The 16682-nt window shown below is 69.2% G+C and carries 11 protein-coding genes and 1 pseudogene; 6 read left to right on the top strand and 6 right to left on the bottom strand.

The annotated features are described in order from the left end of the window. Positions 1-82 precede the first annotated feature (82 nt). Positions 83-277 (top strand): annotated as a pseudogene (locus BHS09_RS23210) (transposase); the annotation flags it as partial. A 248-nt stretch (positions 278-525) separates the two neighbouring features. On the opposite strand, the gene BHS09_RS23205 reads toward BHS09_RS23210, so the two are convergent. The 3 genes from BHS09_RS23205 to BHS09_RS23195 are packed head-to-tail and all read right to left on the bottom strand — an operon-like array spanning position 526 to position 4864. Continuing rightward, the gene (locus BHS09_RS23205; RefSeq protein WP_140793330.1) at positions 526-2295 is read right to left on the bottom strand and encodes a serine/threonine protein kinase; all 1770 of its coding nucleotides are present in this window, start codon (positions 2293-2295) and stop codon (positions 526-528) included. A 36-nt stretch (positions 2296-2331) separates the two neighbouring features. After that, a complete protein-coding gene (locus BHS09_RS23200) occupies positions 2332-3324 on the bottom strand; it encodes a tetratricopeptide repeat protein (protein WP_140793328.1) in 993 nt (330 codons plus the stop codon). Then, complete coding sequence (locus tag BHS09_RS23195) at positions 3314-4864, bottom strand: PEGA domain-containing protein (RefSeq protein WP_237077363.1); 1551 nt, start codon at positions 4862-4864, stop codon at positions 3314-3316. Before BHS09_RS23195 ends, BHS09_RS23200 begins: the two co-directional genes overlap by 11 nt. Before the next feature lie 246 nt (positions 4865-5110). Between BHS09_RS23195 and BHS09_RS23190 the strand changes: the two genes are divergently transcribed. Next, a complete protein-coding gene (locus BHS09_RS23190) occupies positions 5111-6190 on the top strand; it encodes a YihY/virulence factor BrkB family protein (protein WP_140793324.1) in 1080 nt (359 codons plus the stop codon). Positions 6191-6441: 251 nt separating this feature from the next. Further along, on the top strand, positions 6442-10515 hold the full coding sequence (locus tag BHS09_RS23185; RefSeq protein ID WP_140799039.1) for a chitobiase/beta-hexosaminidase C-terminal domain-containing protein: 4074 nt from the start codon (positions 6442-6444) through the stop codon (positions 10513-10515). Positions 10516-10612: 97 nt separating this feature from the next. Here BHS09_RS23185 and BHS09_RS23180 read toward each other — a convergent pair whose 3' ends face one another. Further along, positions 10613-12211, bottom strand: coding sequence for an ABC-F family ATP-binding cassette domain-containing protein (locus BHS09_RS23180; RefSeq protein WP_140793320.1), 1599 nt, complete (start codon positions 12209-12211; stop codon positions 10613-10615). A gap of 314 nt (positions 12212-12525) precedes the next feature. Between BHS09_RS23180 and tgt the strand changes: the two genes are divergently transcribed. From tgt to BHS09_RS23165, 3 genes are read left to right on the top strand one after another with little or no spacing between them, the layout of a single operon-like run. Further along, complete coding sequence (gene tgt, locus BHS09_RS23175) at positions 12526-13695, top strand: tRNA guanosine(34) transglycosylase Tgt (protein WP_140799038.1); 1170 nt, start codon at positions 12526-12528, stop codon at positions 13693-13695. Beyond that, positions 13692-14555, top strand: a complete 864-nt coding sequence (locus tag BHS09_RS23170) for a tRNA (5-methylaminomethyl-2-thiouridine)(34)-methyltransferase MnmD (RefSeq protein ID WP_140799037.1) — start codon at positions 13692-13694, stop codon at positions 14553-14555. Before tgt ends, BHS09_RS23170 begins: the two co-directional genes overlap by 4 nt. Before the next feature lie 39 nt (positions 14556-14594). Further along, the gene (locus BHS09_RS23165; protein ID WP_140793315.1) at positions 14595-15461 is read left to right on the top strand and encodes an alpha/beta fold hydrolase; all 867 of its coding nucleotides are present in this window, start codon (positions 14595-14597) and stop codon (positions 15459-15461) included. A 42-nt stretch (positions 15462-15503) separates the two neighbouring features. Here the strand turns inward: BHS09_RS23165 and BHS09_RS23160 are convergent, their stop codons facing one another. Then, the gene (locus BHS09_RS23160) at positions 15504-15986 is read right to left on the bottom strand and encodes a hypothetical protein (protein WP_140793313.1); all 483 of its coding nucleotides are present in this window, start codon (positions 15984-15986) and stop codon (positions 15504-15506) included. A 106-nt stretch (positions 15987-16092) separates the two neighbouring features. Then, complete coding sequence (locus BHS09_RS23155) at positions 16093-16635, bottom strand: OmpA family protein (protein WP_140793311.1); 543 nt, start codon at positions 16633-16635, stop codon at positions 16093-16095. Positions 16636-16682 lie beyond the last annotated feature (47 nt).

Here is a 16682-nt window from a genome sequence, read left to right as displayed (position 1 = left end):
GGGAACAGTGTTTGGTCTGCTCCCCAATTTTCGGACCAGTTGAAGAGTGAGAGAGTCCTCGCGGCCAGGAGGTAGGTCGGTCGTGAGGAAGAGCAGGTTTACCGAGGAGCAGATGGTCCGCATCCTGCGGGAGGCGGAGGCGCCTGGGGCCAGCGTGGTGGAGGTGGCCCGGAAGCACGGCGTCGCCGAGCAGACGCTCTGCCGGTGGCGGCAGAAGTTCGGCGGCATGGAGGCAGGCGACGCGACGCGGCTCAAGGAGTTGGAGAAGGAGAACGCGCTCTTCGCGCTCGCTCCGCTGATTGGAGCGCGGGAGGAGCCGGGCAGCGCGGGGCCCCTGCAACTGTTTTCATCCTGGGGACGCGTGGAACACCAGAACACGCGCGCGGGATTGGAGGGCAGTGGCATCGAATGCCCGCTGGTGGACGAGTCCCTCTTCCGCACCGACTTCAAGTACTTCGTCGAGAGCGGCTTCCTCCGCGCGCCTGGAGCCTAAGCCCCAGCCCATGCCGGCCGGGGCTTTACCGCCTAGTCGGACACCTCTGGAGGCAGCATGTCCTGGCAGCGCCGGATGCCTCGCTGGGCCTCCACGAGCTGCGGATGGTCGCGCTTCAGGGCGCGATAGAGGGTGATGGCCGTCTCGCAGTTGCCGTCGTTCTCCAGGGCGCGGGCGCGGGCCATGCGCTTCGAGGCGTCCTCCACCTTGCCCGCGAGTGCCGCCAGCTCGGGTTCGACGGCCTCCAATCCCAGGCTCCGTGCCTGGGCCAGCCGTTTCATCGCGCTGTCCAGCCGGCCTTCGTTGAAGTCATTGCCGATGTCGATGGCCTGTCCCGCCGCGAGCACCTTGAGTTGCCGGGTCGCGACATCGTCAGGCGCCGTCTCCACCGTCCCGGTGGTGGCGTGAGGTGACGCTCCGGCCTCTTTGGCGGGTGGCGCCACAGGGGGCGCCGGTTGCGCCGGGGAACCGACTGGAACCAGGGTTCCCACCTTGACGTCGTCGCCGCTCCCGCCCCGGAGGGCCACGAGGCCCACACCGCCTAGGAGCAGGACGCCCGCGATGCCCAGCCCCACCACCGCGCTGGACTTCGATCGCTTCGGCGCCGCGTAGGGGGAGGCCGCGTGCGCCGTCTTGTTGAAGCCCTCCGGCCCCACCCGGAGCCCGGAGGGCGCGGCGGGCTGGGTCAGCGGAATGGGCGCGGTGCCCGTCACCGGCGCGGCCTCCGCCGGGGCGGCGCGCACCAGGGTGGCCTCGGAGCCCTCCGTGCCAAAGAGGAGCGTGGCCGGCCGCGCCGGTTCGAGGCCGCCGCCGGTGATGGCGGGGTTGACGCCGCTGACGGCGCGGCGGCTGGTGAGGGTGGGCAGCGCGTTGACCAGGTCCGACGCGAAGGCCTCCATGGTGGCGTAGCGCTCCGCGCGGTTCTTCGCGGTGGCCTTCTGGATGACGGCGTCGACGGCCGGGTGCTGGAAGTCCGCCACCACCTGCGCCAGTCGTGGCATGGGCTGGTGGACCTGCTTCTGCATGATTTCGGAGACGCTGTTGCCGTCGAAGGGCTGCTGACCGGTGAGCAGCTCGAAGAGGACGATGCCCACCGCGTACACGTCCGCGCGGGCGTCCACGTCCAGGCCCATGGCCTGCTCGGGGGACATGTAGCGCGGCGTGCCGGCCACCGAGCCCTGGATGGTGAGCCGTGTCGCGCCGTCGGTGATTCGGGCGATGCCGAAGTCCAGCACCTTCACGTGCCAGCCGCGCATGCCCTGCCGGACCATGATGTTCTCCGGCTTGAGGTCGCGGTGGATGACCTGTCGCGCGTGGGCATAGGCGAGCACGTCCGCCACCTGGAGGACGATGTCCACGGCTTCGTCGAGCGCGAGCCGGCCGCACGTGGCGAGCAGGCTCTTGAGGTCATCCCCCTCCACGTACTCCATGGAGATGTAGAGGCTGCCTTCCTCGTCCTGCCCGAAGTCGTGCAGCGTCACCGCGTTGGGGTGGGCCACCCGCGCGTAGCTCTTGGCTTCGTTGAGGAAGCGGCGGGCCACGTCCGGGTCCATGGACAGGCCACTGTTGAGGAACTTCATCGCCACCTGCTGGCCGATGCCCACCTGTTCGGCCAGGTACACCGAACCCATGCCGCCCTGGCCCAGCCGCCGGAGGATGCGGAAGCGGCCCGCCACGACACGGCCGAGCATCCGGTCCACGGCCGGCGCCACCGTCAGCAGCTCGGTGCCACCACAGGCCGGACAGGCGCCGTCCCACTTCTCATGCTGGACCTCGCACCGCTGGCAGATGAAGAGCGACATGGTGTCCTTGCAGGGCCGGAGGGGAGGGGACCGCGGTCAGCGCGTGGCCGGGGCGTAACGCTGGAAGAGGATGCGCTCCAACTCGCGAGCTCCCGCCTCGGGGGACTTCCGCTGGGCGGAGGCGGCGCGGAGCACGTCCGTGCGCGCATCTTGCGGCAGGTCCGTCTCCAGCACCGTCAGCGCGCCGTCCAAATCTCCGGCGCGCTGGAGCGCGGCGGCGCGCCACACGCGGTACTCGGCGCGCTCGGGCGCCGCTGATGCGGCCTTCGCGAACAGTCGCTGCGCCCCGGCGGAGTCTCCACTCTGGAGCGCCGCGAGCCCTTCCAGGAAAGGCGCCTGGGCAGCGGCCGTGGCGGACGGCTCCCCCGTGTCGCGAGCCAGGTCGAAGAGCGCGCCGGACGCTCGCAGGCGCGCCGTGGGGAGCGCTTCACCGGCCAGGGCCCGCTGGTGCAGGTCGTCGGTGGTGGCCTTGGAGGCCGCGCTCAGCCGCGCGGCCATGTCTCCCAGGTCCGTGCCCAGGTAGCCCTCGGACACCAGCGTGCGCAGCGTCTCGCCCGCCGCGCCGGGGCCCACCAGCCGGCCTTCCTCCAGCGCGGCGAAGAAGCCGGCCTTCAGCTCCACGTGCCGGGCCGTCATGTCGGGCGGCACCTTGTTGCGCTTCTTGCGGCGCGCGGCCTTCAGCTTGCGCTCGCACAGGGCCAGTTCGCGCTGAGCCTTGGTGCGGTCCTGGATGTCCGGCGCGCTGCGCACGTAGGCTCGGTAGGCGGCGCAGGCACCGGGGACGTCCTTCGCCCCCATGCGCGCGCGGGCCAGGCCCAGGTAGGTGGGCAGCAGGGACGGATTGGCGCGCGTGGCCTGGAGCAAAACCTCCGCCGCGTCCTTGTGCTTGCGCTTGTTGTAGAGGCGGGTGCCCTCGGCCAGCAGCGCATCGCCACGGCCGACGGAGGGCCCCACCAGGGGCTCGGCCAGGGACAGGCCACACGTCAGCAGCACACAAGCCCACGTCAGGCGCCGCAGGTCAGAACGCATAGCCCAGCCCTCCGCGAATGTTGCTCGTTCCGGCAATCTTCTTCAGCAGCGTGAAGCTGTGCTGGTACGCGACGGAGGCGTACAGGCCCTCGTACACGAAGATGCGCGCGGTGGCCTGTCCGGACGCGTGCAGGTCCAGCGCGTAGAGGCCGTCCTTGAAGATGGCCGCGTCACCCGCGCGTTCCTTCACCAGCAGTCCTCGACCCTCCAGTCCCACCTGGATGGCGAAGGACACGGGCCCGAGCACGTAGCGCAGCTGCGGCTGGAGCGCGCGCAGCGACACTGCCTGCACCTGCGTGTCCAGCGACGACACGCCGTCCGGCCCTACGCCGCCCACGCCAGGCGGTACGTCGATGCCCAGCGTCCATGTGTCGCCAGTGGAGGCGTAGGTGGCGCCCACCAGCATGACGCCGAAGAACTGCCCGTATCGGCCGTACTCGACGCCCACGCCGCGCAGGTTGCGCGAGCCCGGCGCGCGCACGTCCCGGGTGCGCAGGCTCTCCAACTCCTCCGAGGTGCTCAGCGGCTGGGACGCCAGCGACGTGCCCGTGAGGCGCTGCATCTCGAACGAGGCCTCCAGGTAGCTCTGCCGCGCCATGGTGGCTTCCTTGCGGCGGCGCATGGCCAGCTTGAAGGACTGCATGGAGGTGGGCGTCAGCGCGTGCTCCAGCGTGTATGTCCCGCCGGGCGCGATCTCCGCCTTCACCTCGTGGGGCTCGTAGCCGTCCAGCGTCAGCGACACCATGCGCGTGCCGGGCTGGATGCCCTGGTCCACCGCGGTGGTCCCCACCGGCTGGCCGTCCACGCGAATCTCCGCGCCCTCCGGCTGCGCCTTCACCACCAGCCGCGCGGGCACCTTCTCCAGCGCGGCGTCCAGCTTCACCTGCTGGCGCGAGCTCATCACGCGCGTCTCTTCCTTCGGAAGGTGCGAAGCCAGCTCGAAGCGGAAGGTGTGCTCACCCGGCAGTACCTCCGTGGTGAAGGGCGTGGAGCCCACCTTCACGCCGTCGATGAAGACGGTGGCCCCCGCGGGCGTCGTCTCCGCCACCACCGTGGCGTTGAGTGACAGGAACTTCACCAGCACGCCGGCCAGGGCCTTCTCGAACGCCGGGTTCGCCGTCTCCGCCTGGCCCCGGGCGCCCGTGCCGGGCCGGACGCTGACGGCGCGGAAGCGGTAGCCGGCGTCGTCCTGGCCCACCTGCACCAGCACCACGCGCTCCAGGCCCAGTGATTCCAGGTACGCCTCCAGCGGCTCCCGGCAGCGCGCCTCGCCGGACACGCAGCGCAGGTCGCCGCCCTGGCCCTTCAGGTGCATTGCCAGGGCGCCCCGGCCGATGAGCTGCTCCGCCTGCACGTCCTGCGGTATCAGCGCGGCAATCCCTTCCTCGGTGCGTTGCAGCAACGCGTCCTGTCCTGGGTACAGGGCCTGGACGAGCCACAGCGTGTGCGAAGGGGTGGGTGCCTGGGTGCCCGGGGGCATTCCGGGTGCGGCGCCGGCGCTCAGCGCCAGGCTGACACTCAGGAGACAGGAGACGAACATGGCGTCCTCGGGGGAGGGGGCCGCGGCGGAACCGACCGGCGGCCCCCGTCCAAGGTGTACGCCAATGAACGCTCTCCTGCCTAGGGGGGAGCCCCGAGAACGGAGGGATTTCTGGGAAGGCGCCTTCCAGGGCCTTCCTGCTCGCCTGTCCTCCGGCCGCATGCAGGGAAGCTGGGGGCTGGAGGTCGCCTGGGGTGTGGGGAATGCGCATCGTTCCCCCGGTCGCAACACCTCCGAGGAGGCGGAATGGTTCTCCCTGGCAAGGGAATGAGCTGGAAGAAGTTCTTTCTGGCGCTGAAGGACGAGTGGACGCGCGACGAGGTGGGGGACGTCGCTGGCGCGCTCACCTTCCGGATGATTCTGGCACTGTTCCCATTCCTGCTGTTCCTGGTGTCGCTGGCGGGCCTCCTCATCGAGCCCGCCCAGGCCCAGGTGCTCATCCAGGAACTGGCGCGGGTGGCGCCCCGGGAAGTGACGTCCATCCTGAGCGAGCGCATCGAGGCGCTGGCGAACAGCCGGCCGGTGGGGCTGCTGACGGTGGGCGGTGTCGGTGCCGTCTGGGCGGCCTCCGCGGGCGTGGTGGCGCTGATGACGGCGCTCAACAAGGTCTACGGCGTGACGGAGTCGCGTCCCATCTGGAGGCTGCGCGGCATCGCGTTGCTGGTGACGCTGGGCGGCGCGGCGGTGGCCATCCTTGCGGCGTTCGCGGTCATCGTCACGCCCGTCATCGCTGGCAAGCTTCCCGGAGGGTTGGGCACCGTGCTCATGTGGCTGCGGCTCCCGGTAGCGGGCCTGATGATGATGTTCCTGTGGGCGGTGCTGTACTACGTGCTGCCGGACGTGAATCAGAAGTTCCGTTTCATCACCCCGGGCTCGGTGGTGGGCGTACTTATCTGGGTGTTCGCGTCGTGGGGCTTCTCCCAGTATGTGGCCAACTTCGGCAGGTACGACGTCAACTACGGCGCCATCGGCGGTGTCATCGTCATGCTGCTGTGGATGTGGATCTCCGCGCAGGTCATCCTGCTGGGCGCGGAAATCAACGCCATCCTCGAGCACCGCTCCCCAGACGGAAAGGCGCCGGGCCAGAAGGTCCCGGAGCAGGGCAAGGCGCTGGCCGCCACCAAGACGGAGCTGGAGGCGGGAGGCGCGTCGCTTCCGGGCGCTCCGGGCTTCCAGCCCGTGGTGGACCCGGTGACGGGCCGGCCCCTGGATGACCCACCGTCTGCTCCGCCCAGGCTGCGCGACACGCCGCTCGCGGCGGCCTTCAAGTGGACCGTGGGCATGGGCCTGGGGTTGTTCCTGCTGCGCAAGTCGGCCCCCCGGTAGAGCGTCTTTCTTTTCCCAGTGAAGCCGGGGCGTTCGTGCGTGACGACGGGTGGCTTTTGACTCGCGGCGCAATTCCGGTGTGAAGGGTTGTCGTCGCAGCGGGCTTGCGGAGCGCCTACCCCCAGTGCGAGCGTGCGCGCCTTGTTGGCTGGACGACAGTGGCTGCCGTCGTCCACTGGCAGTCCCCCTCGGACATTCCCCCCGCACCCTGATTGCCCCGGCGCGCGCTCGACGTGCGCCCTGGAGTTCCGATGTCTCAGACCCCCTTCTGGCCACTGCGCTGCGGCGCGGTGCTTCTCACGGCTCAACTCGTCCTTGCCTGTGGCGGCGGCGAATCGAAGCCTCCACCTCCCACCGACCTCACGCCGCCCGCGACGCGCGCCACGCCCGCGGGAGGCGACTTCACCACCTCCGTGGTGGTGACGCTCGCCTGTGACGACGGCGGCGGCAGTGGCTGCGCGGCCACGTACTACACGCTGGATGGCTCCACGCCCGGCACCGGCTCCACGCAGTATCGCGAGCCCTTCACGCTGGGGAGCACCACCACGGTGCGCTTCTACTCCATGGACGCGGCGGGCAACGCGGAGGCGCCGGGGACGGCGACATTTACCCTGGTGGGTTCGGCGGACACGGAGCCGCCCAGCACGGTGGTCAACCCCGCGAGCGGCTCGTTCAGCAGCCCCCGGAGCGTGGCGCTGACGTGTGACGACGGCGCGGGCAGCGGCTGCGCGGCCACGCACTACACGCTGGATGGCAGCGTTCCCACGCAGGCCTCGCCGCGCTACACGGCGCCCCTGTCCATCGCCACGTCCACCACGCTGCGCTTCTTCTCCGTGGACCGGGTGGGCAACGTCGAGGCGGTGCGGCAGGCGCGTTACGTCGTGGACACGGAGGCGCCCCAGGTGGCCGCGACGCCACGGGGTGGCACGTTCACCGGGACGCGCGTGGTGACGCTGACGTGTGACGACGGTGAGGGCAGCGGCTGCGCGGCGATCCACTACACCACCAATGGCGCCATTCCCTCCCTGGACTCGTCCGTCTACCAGGGGCCGTTGGTGCTGACGGCCACCACCCGCGTGCGCTTCATCGCGGTGGACTGGGCGGGCAATGTCTCCGACGTGGTGTCGGAGCTCTACACGCGGGAGGCTTCAGCGGAGGACCGTACCCCGCCCACGACGACGGCGACGCCCGCGGGCGGCACCTACCGGAGCACGCAGTCGGTGGTGCTGGCCTGCACGGACAACGCCGACGGCAGTGGCTGCGCGGCCACGTACTACACGCTGGATGGCAGTGCGCCCACGACTTTCAGCCTCCGCTATTCGGCGGCCATCTCCATCTCCACCAGCGCCACGCTGCGCTTCTTCTCCGTGGACCTGGCGGGCAACGTCGAGCCGGCGAAGTCCGAACAGTATGCGCTGGACACGGTGGCCCCGGTGACGACGGCGACGCCCGCGGGCGGCACCTACCGGAGCACGCAGTCGGTGGTGCTGGCCTGCACGGACAACGCCGACGGCAGTGGCTGCGCGGCCACGTACTACACGCTGGATGGCAGTGCGCCCACGACTTTCAGCCTCCGCTATTCGGCGGCCATCTCCATCTCCACCAGCGCCACGCTGCGCTTCTTCTCCGTGGACCTGGCGGGCAACGTCGAGCCGGCGAAGTCCGAACAGTATGCGCTGGACACGGTGGCCCCGGTGACGACGGCGACGCCCGCGGGCGGCACCTACCGGAGCACACAGTCGGTGGTGCTGGCCTGCACGGACAACGCCGACGGCAGTGGCTGCGCGGCCACGTACTACACGCTGGATGGCAGTGCGCCCACGACTTCCAGTCTCCGCTATTCGGCGGCCATCTCCATCTCCACCAGCGCCACGCTGCGCTTCTTCTCCGTGGACCTGGCGGGCAACGTCGAGCCGGCGAAGTCCGAACAGTATGCGCTGGACACGGTGGCCCCGGTGACGACGGCGACGCCCGCGGGCGGCACCTACCGGAGCACACAGTCGGTGGTGCTGGCCTGCACGGACAACGCCGACGGCAGTGGCTGCGCGGCCACGTACTACACGCTGGATGGCAGTGCGCCCACGACTTCCAGCCTCCGCTATTCGGCAGCCATCTCCATCTCCACCAGCGCCACGCTGCGCTTCTTCTCCGTGGACCTGGCGGGCAACGCCGAGCCGGCGAAGTCCGAACAGTATGCGCTGGACACGGTGGCCCCGGTGACGACGGCGACGCCCGCGGGCGGCACCTACCGGAGCACGCAGTCGGTGGTGCTGGCCTGCACGGACAACGCCGACGGCAGTGGCTGCGCGGCCACGTACTACACGCTGGATGGCAGTGCGCCCACGACTTCCAGCCTCCGCTATTCGGCGGCCATCTCCATCTCTACCAGCGCCACGCTGCGCTTCTTCTCCGTGGACCTGGCGGGCAACGCCGAGCCGGCGAAGTCCGAACAGTACACACTGGACACGGTGGCCCCGGTGACGACGGTCTCGCCCGGGGGCGGCTCGTACACGGATGCCGTCACCGTGACGCTGTCGTGCAGTGACAACGGCTCGGGGTGCCGCGAGACGCGTTACACGCTGGACGGCTCGGCGCCGGAGGCGGGCTCGCCGGTGTACGCGGGACCTATCTCCATTTCCGCCAGCACGACGCTGCGCTTCGCCTCGGTGGACCACGCGGGCAACGTGGAGCTGGCGAAGCAGGCCGTCTATGTGCTGCCCTCCCTGGACCGGCTCGCCTCGGAGCAGATCCAGGCGGTTCGCAATGCCGCGACCGGCACGGTGAACCTGGTCATCAGCGGTGCTCGCATCACCTATGTCAAGCCGGCCGTGGGCAACGTGGTGAATGACGCGGCGGGCTTCTTCCTCCAGGCCGAGCAGGCCGGGCCCGCGCTCTTCGTCGAGGTGGACCCGCTCACGCTCTCTCCCGCGCCGCAAGCGGGCGCCCGGGTGCGTGTCACCGTCTCCGAGAAGAGCCTTGTGAATGGCCAGACGCGCGCCCGCATCTCCGCGTACGCCGTGCTCAGCACGGGCCACTCGCTGTCGGACCTGGTCCAGGACGTGAGCGGCGTGGATGTCACCACGGGCACGCCGCCCGCCTACGAGTCCGAGTACATCTCCATCACCGGCACCATTGGCAACCCGGGCTTCTCCAATGCCGGGCTCGGCCATGTCCAGGCGCCATTCACGACGGCGGGCGTTCCCGAAGGTTCTCCAGGCGCGGCGGCCCTGCGGCTGCGCGTCGCGGAGCCGTTCCACGACACCTTGGCGCTCTCGCAGGGGTGCTCACTGACGGTGGTGTCTCCGCTCTGGGTCTTCATGAGCGGGACACAGACGACTCATACCATCCAGCCCTCCGTGTGGACGGAGAGCCAGGCCACCGTCCACTCCTGCCCGGCGCCTCGGGTGACGGGGGCGCAGGCGATGCACCACGATTCGGTCATCCTGCGATTCACCCGCGCCATCGACCCGCTCTCTGTCCAGCGCAACGGCAGCCAGTTCTCCATCCCTGGACTGAGCGTCATGGATGCGGTCGTGCTGAGTACCGGCGAGGTCTGGCTCAGCACCGCCAGCCAGACGCCGCGGCAGCGGTACACGGTGACGGTGGCGAGCAGCGTGCGGGACCGGCGCGGCGTCTCCGTCGACAGCACGGCCGCTTCGACCAGCTTCACGGGCTACCAGGTGCCGGCCCGGCTGCGTCTGTCCGAGGTGGCGCCCAATGTTCAGCAGAACCGGGACCTGGTGGAGTTGGTTGTCCTGACGAGCGGCTCCGTCATGGGGGCCACGCTCCTGGATGGAAACGCCACCCTGGCGACGCTGCCGGACGTGCAGGTCGCGTCGGGGGACATCATCGTCATCCACCTCAACCCGGACCGCGTTACACCGGGCGCGGATGCCCCGGGCTCGGAGACGCTGAGCAAGACGCAGTACCCCGCCTCCTCCTTCTTCTGGAACTATGACACCGCCTGGGATTTCCATGGCACCACGCTCGGCGTGGGGACCGGCAACCGGACCTTGCGCATCCAGGACGGATTCGACGTCACCCAGGATGCGCTGGCTGTCGTCGTTCCGAGCAATTCCTTCGCGGGCTATCCCGCGCTGCTCCAGGCGCTCCAAGACGAGTCCCTGTGGCTGCCGGCGAACTGCAACGGCGCGCTGTGCACGTATGCGAGCTTCCCGACTGCATGGGAGGTCTCCGTGGATTGGTCTCAGGCCTTCGTCACCCAGGGCCGGTCCTCTTCCGTGCAGCGCATCGGTGCCACGGACTCGGACACGCGGGATGACTGGTTCGTGGGCGGCTCCTCGTTCGGCGTCCGGAACCCGTAGTCCCGCCAGGGCAGGGTGAAACGGCAATCGCCGCCTCGTCCCGGGAGCGCATCCCCGGGCCGGGCGGCGATTCGTGTTTCCACCAGTGTCTGTCGGACTACCGGCGGCGGGCGGCGACGTCGGAGTGCTTCTCCACGAACTCCGAGTAGGGCCCGTTGAAGTCGAGCACCTCCTTGCCTGCCTGGAGCGACCAGATGCGGGTGGCCACCTCGGAGATGAGTTCCTGGTCGTGCGTGACGACGATGACCGTGCCCTCGTACTTCTGGAGGCCTTCGGCCAGCGCGGCGATGGACTCGAGGTCCAGGTGGTTGGTGGGCTCGTCGAGCACCAGCACGTTGTCCTGCATGATCATCAGCTTGGACAGGAGCAGCCGCACCGTCTCACCACCGGAGAGGGTGTCGGTGTTCTTCATCCGCTCCTCACCAGAGAAGAGCATCCGGCCCAGCACGCCGGAGATCTCCTCGTTGGTGAGCTTGTCGTGCAGGTCACGCAGCCAGCCGAAGCAGGTGGTGCCCTTGCGCACGACGCCATGGTGGTCCTGCGGCAGGTAGCCCACGGAGGCCTGGTGGCCCCAGCCAATCTTCCCGCCGTCCGGCTCCAACTGGCCGGCAATCATCTTCACCAGCGTGGACTTGCCCACGCCGTTGCGACCGATGACGCAGACCTTCTCGCCCTTGCAGACCAGGGTGTTGAAGGGCTTGATGACCTCCTGGCCCTCGAAGGACTTGTGGATGCCTTCAACCATCAGCGTCTGCTTGCCGCTGACCACCTTCTGGTCGAAGCGGATGAACGGGCGCGCGATGTTGGAGCGCTTGAGGTCGTCCGACTTCAGCTTGTCGATCTGCTTGATGCGGCTCTGCACCTGCGAGGCGCGGGTACCGGCGTGGAAGCGCGCGACGAAGTCCTGGAGCTGGGCAATCTTCTTCTTCTTCTCCTCCGTCTCGGACTCGACGCGGCTGCGCACCTGCGCCTTCTGCCGGACCATGTCGTCATACCCACCGGGGTAGTGGATGATGGTCTCGTAGTCGATGTCCGCGATGTGCGTGCAGATGGCGTTGAGGAAGTGCCGGTCGTGGCTGATGGTGATGAGCACGCCCTCGTAGTCGTGGAGGAAGCTCTCCAGCCAGCGGATGGAGTCGATGTCGAGGTTGTTCGTGGGCTCGTCGAGGAGCAGGCCTTCCGGCTTGCCGAACAGCGCCTGTGCGAGCAGCACGCGGAGCTTGAGGCCGCCGGTGAGCTGCTTCATGGGCTCTTCGTGGAAGGCCTGGTCGATGCCAAGGCCCGCCAGCAGGGTGGCCGCGTCGCTCTCCGCCGAGTAGCCGTCCTCCTCGGCGATGACGCCCTCCAGGTCGCCCAGCCGGTTGCCGTCCTCCTCGGTGATGTCGGACTTGGCCAGCAGCTCGTTCTTCTCGGACATGGCCGCCCACAGGGCTCGGTTGCCCATGAGCACCACGTCGAGCACGCGGTTGTCCTCGTAGCGGAAGTGGTCCTGGCGCAGGATTCCCAGTTTGCGAGGCCGGACGATGTTGCCCATGTCCGCTTCCTCGTCCCCGGCGAGGATCTTCATGAACGTGGACTTCCCGGCCCCGTTCGGACCGGTCAGGCCGTAGCGGCGGCCCGGCGAGAACGTGACGTTGACGTCCTCGAAAAGCTTCTTGGGCCCGTAGGCCTTGGAGACGTTGATGACGTTGAACATGGCGGCGGCGTTGTAGCGGAAATGGTGCGGTGGGCCAAAGCGGCGTGGTGTTTCGCGTTCTGCAGGAGACCGCGAGGACTCCATGTAACCGCTGGGGAGGCGGGAGAATGCCTCCCCGGTGTCGACTTCGGACCTCGGAAGCGGCGGCGGAGGACGTGAGATGCCGGGAGGCCGGCGGCGTTCCGCCTCGGACGGAATGCCAGGATGCCTGTACGGCTGTCCAGGAGGGCAGGAGGCCTGGATTGCGGGTGGGGGAGCGGGCAGGGCAGATGGATGCGGTGCCTGCCGGGCATGACGGGTATAAGGGCCGGCCCATGGCCGTTCGTTTCGAGCTCCTCACCACCGACCCCACGGGCGCCCGTGCAGGCATCCTGCACACACGCCGGGGTTCCTTCAAAACCCCCATGTTCATGCCGGTGGCCACCCACGCGGGCTTCCGGCACCTGGCCATGGAGGAGGTGAAGGAGGCGGGTGCCAGCATCCTGCTGGCCAACACCTACCACCTGATGCTCCGGCCGGGCGCCGAGGTCTTCAATCGCTTCGGCGGCATCCACCCCTTCATGCAGTGGGACGGGGGCGTGCTCACCGATTCGGGCGGCTTCCAGATCTTCTCCCTGCCGGAGGACCGGCTCATCACGGAGAAGGGCGCCCACTTCCGCAGCTTCTACGACAACAGCCGGCAGCTCCTCAGCCCCGAGTCGAGCATCGCCATGCAGCAGGCCATCAACTCGGAAATCATGATGGTGCTGGACGTGTGCATCGACTCGCGGACCGACGAGGCCGGCACGCGCGAGGCCATGGAGCGCACCCACCGCTGGGCGGTGCGCAGCCTGGAGGCGAAGGCGGCGCGGGACACCGGGCAGGCGATGTTCGGCATCGTCCAGGGCGGCGTCTTCCCGAACCTGCGTGACGAGAGCGCGGCCTTCCTGACGAAGCTGCCCTTCGACGGCTTCGCCATTGGCGGCCTGGCCGTGGGCGAGACGAAGGTGGAGCGCGAGTCCATGACGTTGCGCGCCACCGCGTCCCTGCCCGCCGACAAGCCGCGCTACCTGATGGGCGTGGGCACGCCCACGGACCTGGTGGAAGCCGTGCTGCGCGGCGTGGACATGTTCGACTGCATCATCCCCACCAAGATGGCGCAGCAGGGGTATGCGTACACGTTCAGTGGGCTCATCCGCATCTCCCGCAGCGTGTTCCGCCTCTCCGACGAGCCGCTGGACGCGGAGTGCGACTGCTACGTGTGCAAGCGCTACACGCGCGGCTACCTGCAGCACCTGATGCGGGGCAAGCACCACCTGGGCTCGCGCTTCCTGTCCGTGCACAACGTCCGGCACTACCAGAAGCTGATGGGGCGCATCCGCGAGGGCATCCTGAGTGGTACGTACGCGCAGGTGTACCGCGAGCTGAAGGCGGCCATCGCCACGCCCAAGGACTTGAAGGACGAGGCCAACGCGCGCGAGGTGACGCTGAAGGAGGTCGGGTGAGCACCGCACCCGAAGCCAACCCGCGCGACGGCGACTTCGAGCTCATCACCCTGCGCAATGGCGCTCGCGCCGTGCGGCACCTGGGCCATGGCGAGGTGATGCACCCCTCCGTGGGGCCGTGGCAGGAAGCGCTGCGCCTCTATGTGGAGCAGGCACGGCTGGCGGACCGGCTGCGTCAGCCAGGGCCGCCGCTGGTGATTCATGACGTGGGGCTGGGCGCCGCCACCAACGCGGTGGCCGCGCTCACCTGTGCCAGGAGTCTGGGCGCGGAGCAGCGCCGGCTGCTGGAGGTGGTCAGCTTCGAGGTGGACCTGGCGCCGCTGCGGCTGGCACTGGCGGACGCCGAGGGCTTTCCCTTCCTCCAGCCGTTTCGTGACGCGGCGCAGACGCTGATGCGCGACGGGGTGTGGGAGGCGGAGGGCATCCGCTGGCGGCTGCTGCTGGGGGACGCGGTGCCGCACCTGGATGGCGCGCTGCCCGTGGCGGACCTCGTCTACTTCGACCCGTTCTCACCGGCGTCCAATCCGGAGATGTGGACCGAGTCGGTGCTGGCCCGTGTGCGCCGGCACTGCCGCGAGGACGGGGTGGGCACGCTGCTGCTCACGTACAGCGCGGCCACGCCCACGCGGGTGACGCTCCTGCTGGCCGGGTTCTTCGTGGGCGCGGGTGTGTCGACGGGGACGAAGGGCGAGACGACGGTGGGCGCCACGCGGCGGGAGTCGTTGGAGGCGCCGCTCGGAGAGCGGTGGCTGGAGCGATGGAAGCGCTCGTCCTCCCGGGCGCCTCATGGCGGGCAGCTCACGCCCGACATCGAGGCGCGCGTGCTGGCGCACCCGCAGTGGCGGTCCGCCTCCGAGTGACGGAAGACATTCGCCGCGGTCCGGGGTAATCGACGGGACATGCGCGAAGCCCTTCAGATGGAGGACTGGGGTGGCACCGGTCCGGTGCTGCACCTGGCCCACGCCAATGGCTTTCCTCCGGGGTGCTACCGGAAGCTCATCGAGCACCTGAAGCCGCGCTACCACGTCTTCACGCTTCGCACGCGGTGTCTCGTGCCGGGCTCGGACCCGCTGGAGATGCGGACCTGGGATGACATGGCGGATGACCTGATTCACGCCCTGCGTGCTCAGGGCGTGCAGGGCATCGTGGGCGTGGGGCACAGCATGGGCGGCGTGGCGACGCTGCTCGCGTGCGCGAAGGCTCCCGCGCTCTTCCGGGCCGTGGTGGCGTTGGACCCGGTGTTGTTCACGGGGGCGCGGGAATGGGCGCTCCGTGCCTTGACGCTGCTCGGGTTGCGAAGCCGCGTGCCTCCCGCGAGTCTGGCGAGGCGGCGGCGTGAGTCTTGGGGCGCACGGGAAGAGGCCTCGCGAAGCTACGGCAAGAAGCCGCTGTTCGCGCGCTTCGACCCGGAGTGCTTCCAGGACTACATCACCCACGGCCTCACCGAGGCCCCGGACGGTGGCTTCAAGCTGACCATCCCCAAGGCCTGGGAGGCGCGTGTCTTCGAGACGTCTCCCAAGGACGTCTGGCGGGAGCTGGGCACCGTGAACGTCCCGGCCCTGGTGATTCGCGGCGGCGAGTCCGACACGCTGACGGGCGACGCGCTGGAGCGGGCACGCCTCACCCTGAATGAGCCTCAGACGGAGGAGCTTCCCGGCGCGGGACACCTCTTTCCGTTGGAGCAGCCGGAGCGCTGCGCACAGCGCATCCTCGCGTTCCTCGACGGCCTGGAGACAGCCCGCGCGGCGGCCAGTTCCGTGCGTTGAGCCGTCCCAATTGTTCCGACAGTCGAGAACGAGCGGGGCAGGTCAGTGGCCCGCCCCTCCAGGTGTCGGCCACCTTCCGGTGGAGGGAAGTCGCTTCGTCTGGACCCGCCTCTCGACGGAGGGGCCTCGCGACCGCCGCCGCATGAATCGATTCATCAGGAACAACCCCAGCCCGTAGACGGCCACGTCCAGGAGCACAGCCAGGCTGAAGAGCACGTTGGTTTCACTGACACGCGTCCCCGCCACATAGGGACTGCCTGGCACCGCCCAGACCAGCAGGACCGAAACCGTTTCGAACAGTCCGAATCGCAGCCAGCAATGCCAGGCGGCATCGCGGAGGGCGCCCGCGGATATCAGCGCGATGACCATCGCGGGGGCCGCCATGAACCCCACACGGAAGGTCCAGTACTGAGTGAGCGTGCCTTCGGACCAGGCGGCGAAGGCGACGAAGCTGGCGACGGCGCCCACTCCCAGAACCACGACATCCAGCGAGATACCCCAGAGCCACTTCACCCACGTCTTCATGCGTGTCCCCCCTTGTGGAAGCCGGAAGGTAGCGGCGCACGTCGAACACTGGGAGGAACAAGTTGTTCGTGGATTGATAGCGCTGGGTTATCAATCGCGCGCGCGATTATAGCCCCCCGCGCGTGGCCTGCTCCTTCGAGGAGAAGGTGAACTCCGCGCGGCGGTTCTTGCGGAACGCCTCTTCTGTGTGGGCCTCGGACAGCGGCCGCTCCTCGCCGTAGGAGACGATGGAGAGCTGCTTGGGCTCCACGCCCAGGTTGCGCAGGTAGTCGCGCACCACGGCCGCGCGCCGGTGGCCCAGCGCGATGTTGTACTCCGTGGTCCCCAGCTCGCAGGTGTGGCCCGACACCGTCACCCGCGTGAGGGGCCGCTCCCGCAGGCCCGTGGCGAGCTGCGCGAGCATGTCGCGGGACTCGGGCCGCAGCGTGGCCGAGTCGAGCTCGAAGTACACCGGCTCGGCGGACAGCGGGCCCGTGGCCCGGCGGGCCGCGTCCTCGTCTTCATCGGAGGTCCGGTTGGACGTTTCCGCCGTGGCGGCGGGGCTGCGCTGCCGGTCGGGCAGGTTGTCCGTGACGGAGGACGTCTTGGGCTTGGAGGCGCAACCAACCAGACTGACCGCGGCAAGGAGAGACAGGAGGGTTCGGTTCATGCCCTGTGTCATCTACAAGGCCCGTGCCGTGCTCCCGTCCCTCTGAG

The organism is Myxococcus xanthus (assembly GCF_006402735.1).
Lineage (GTDB): Bacteria > Myxococcota > Myxococcia > Myxococcales > Myxococcaceae > Myxococcus > Myxococcus xanthus_A.
This window is presented reverse-complemented; position numbering and strand designations above follow the sequence as displayed.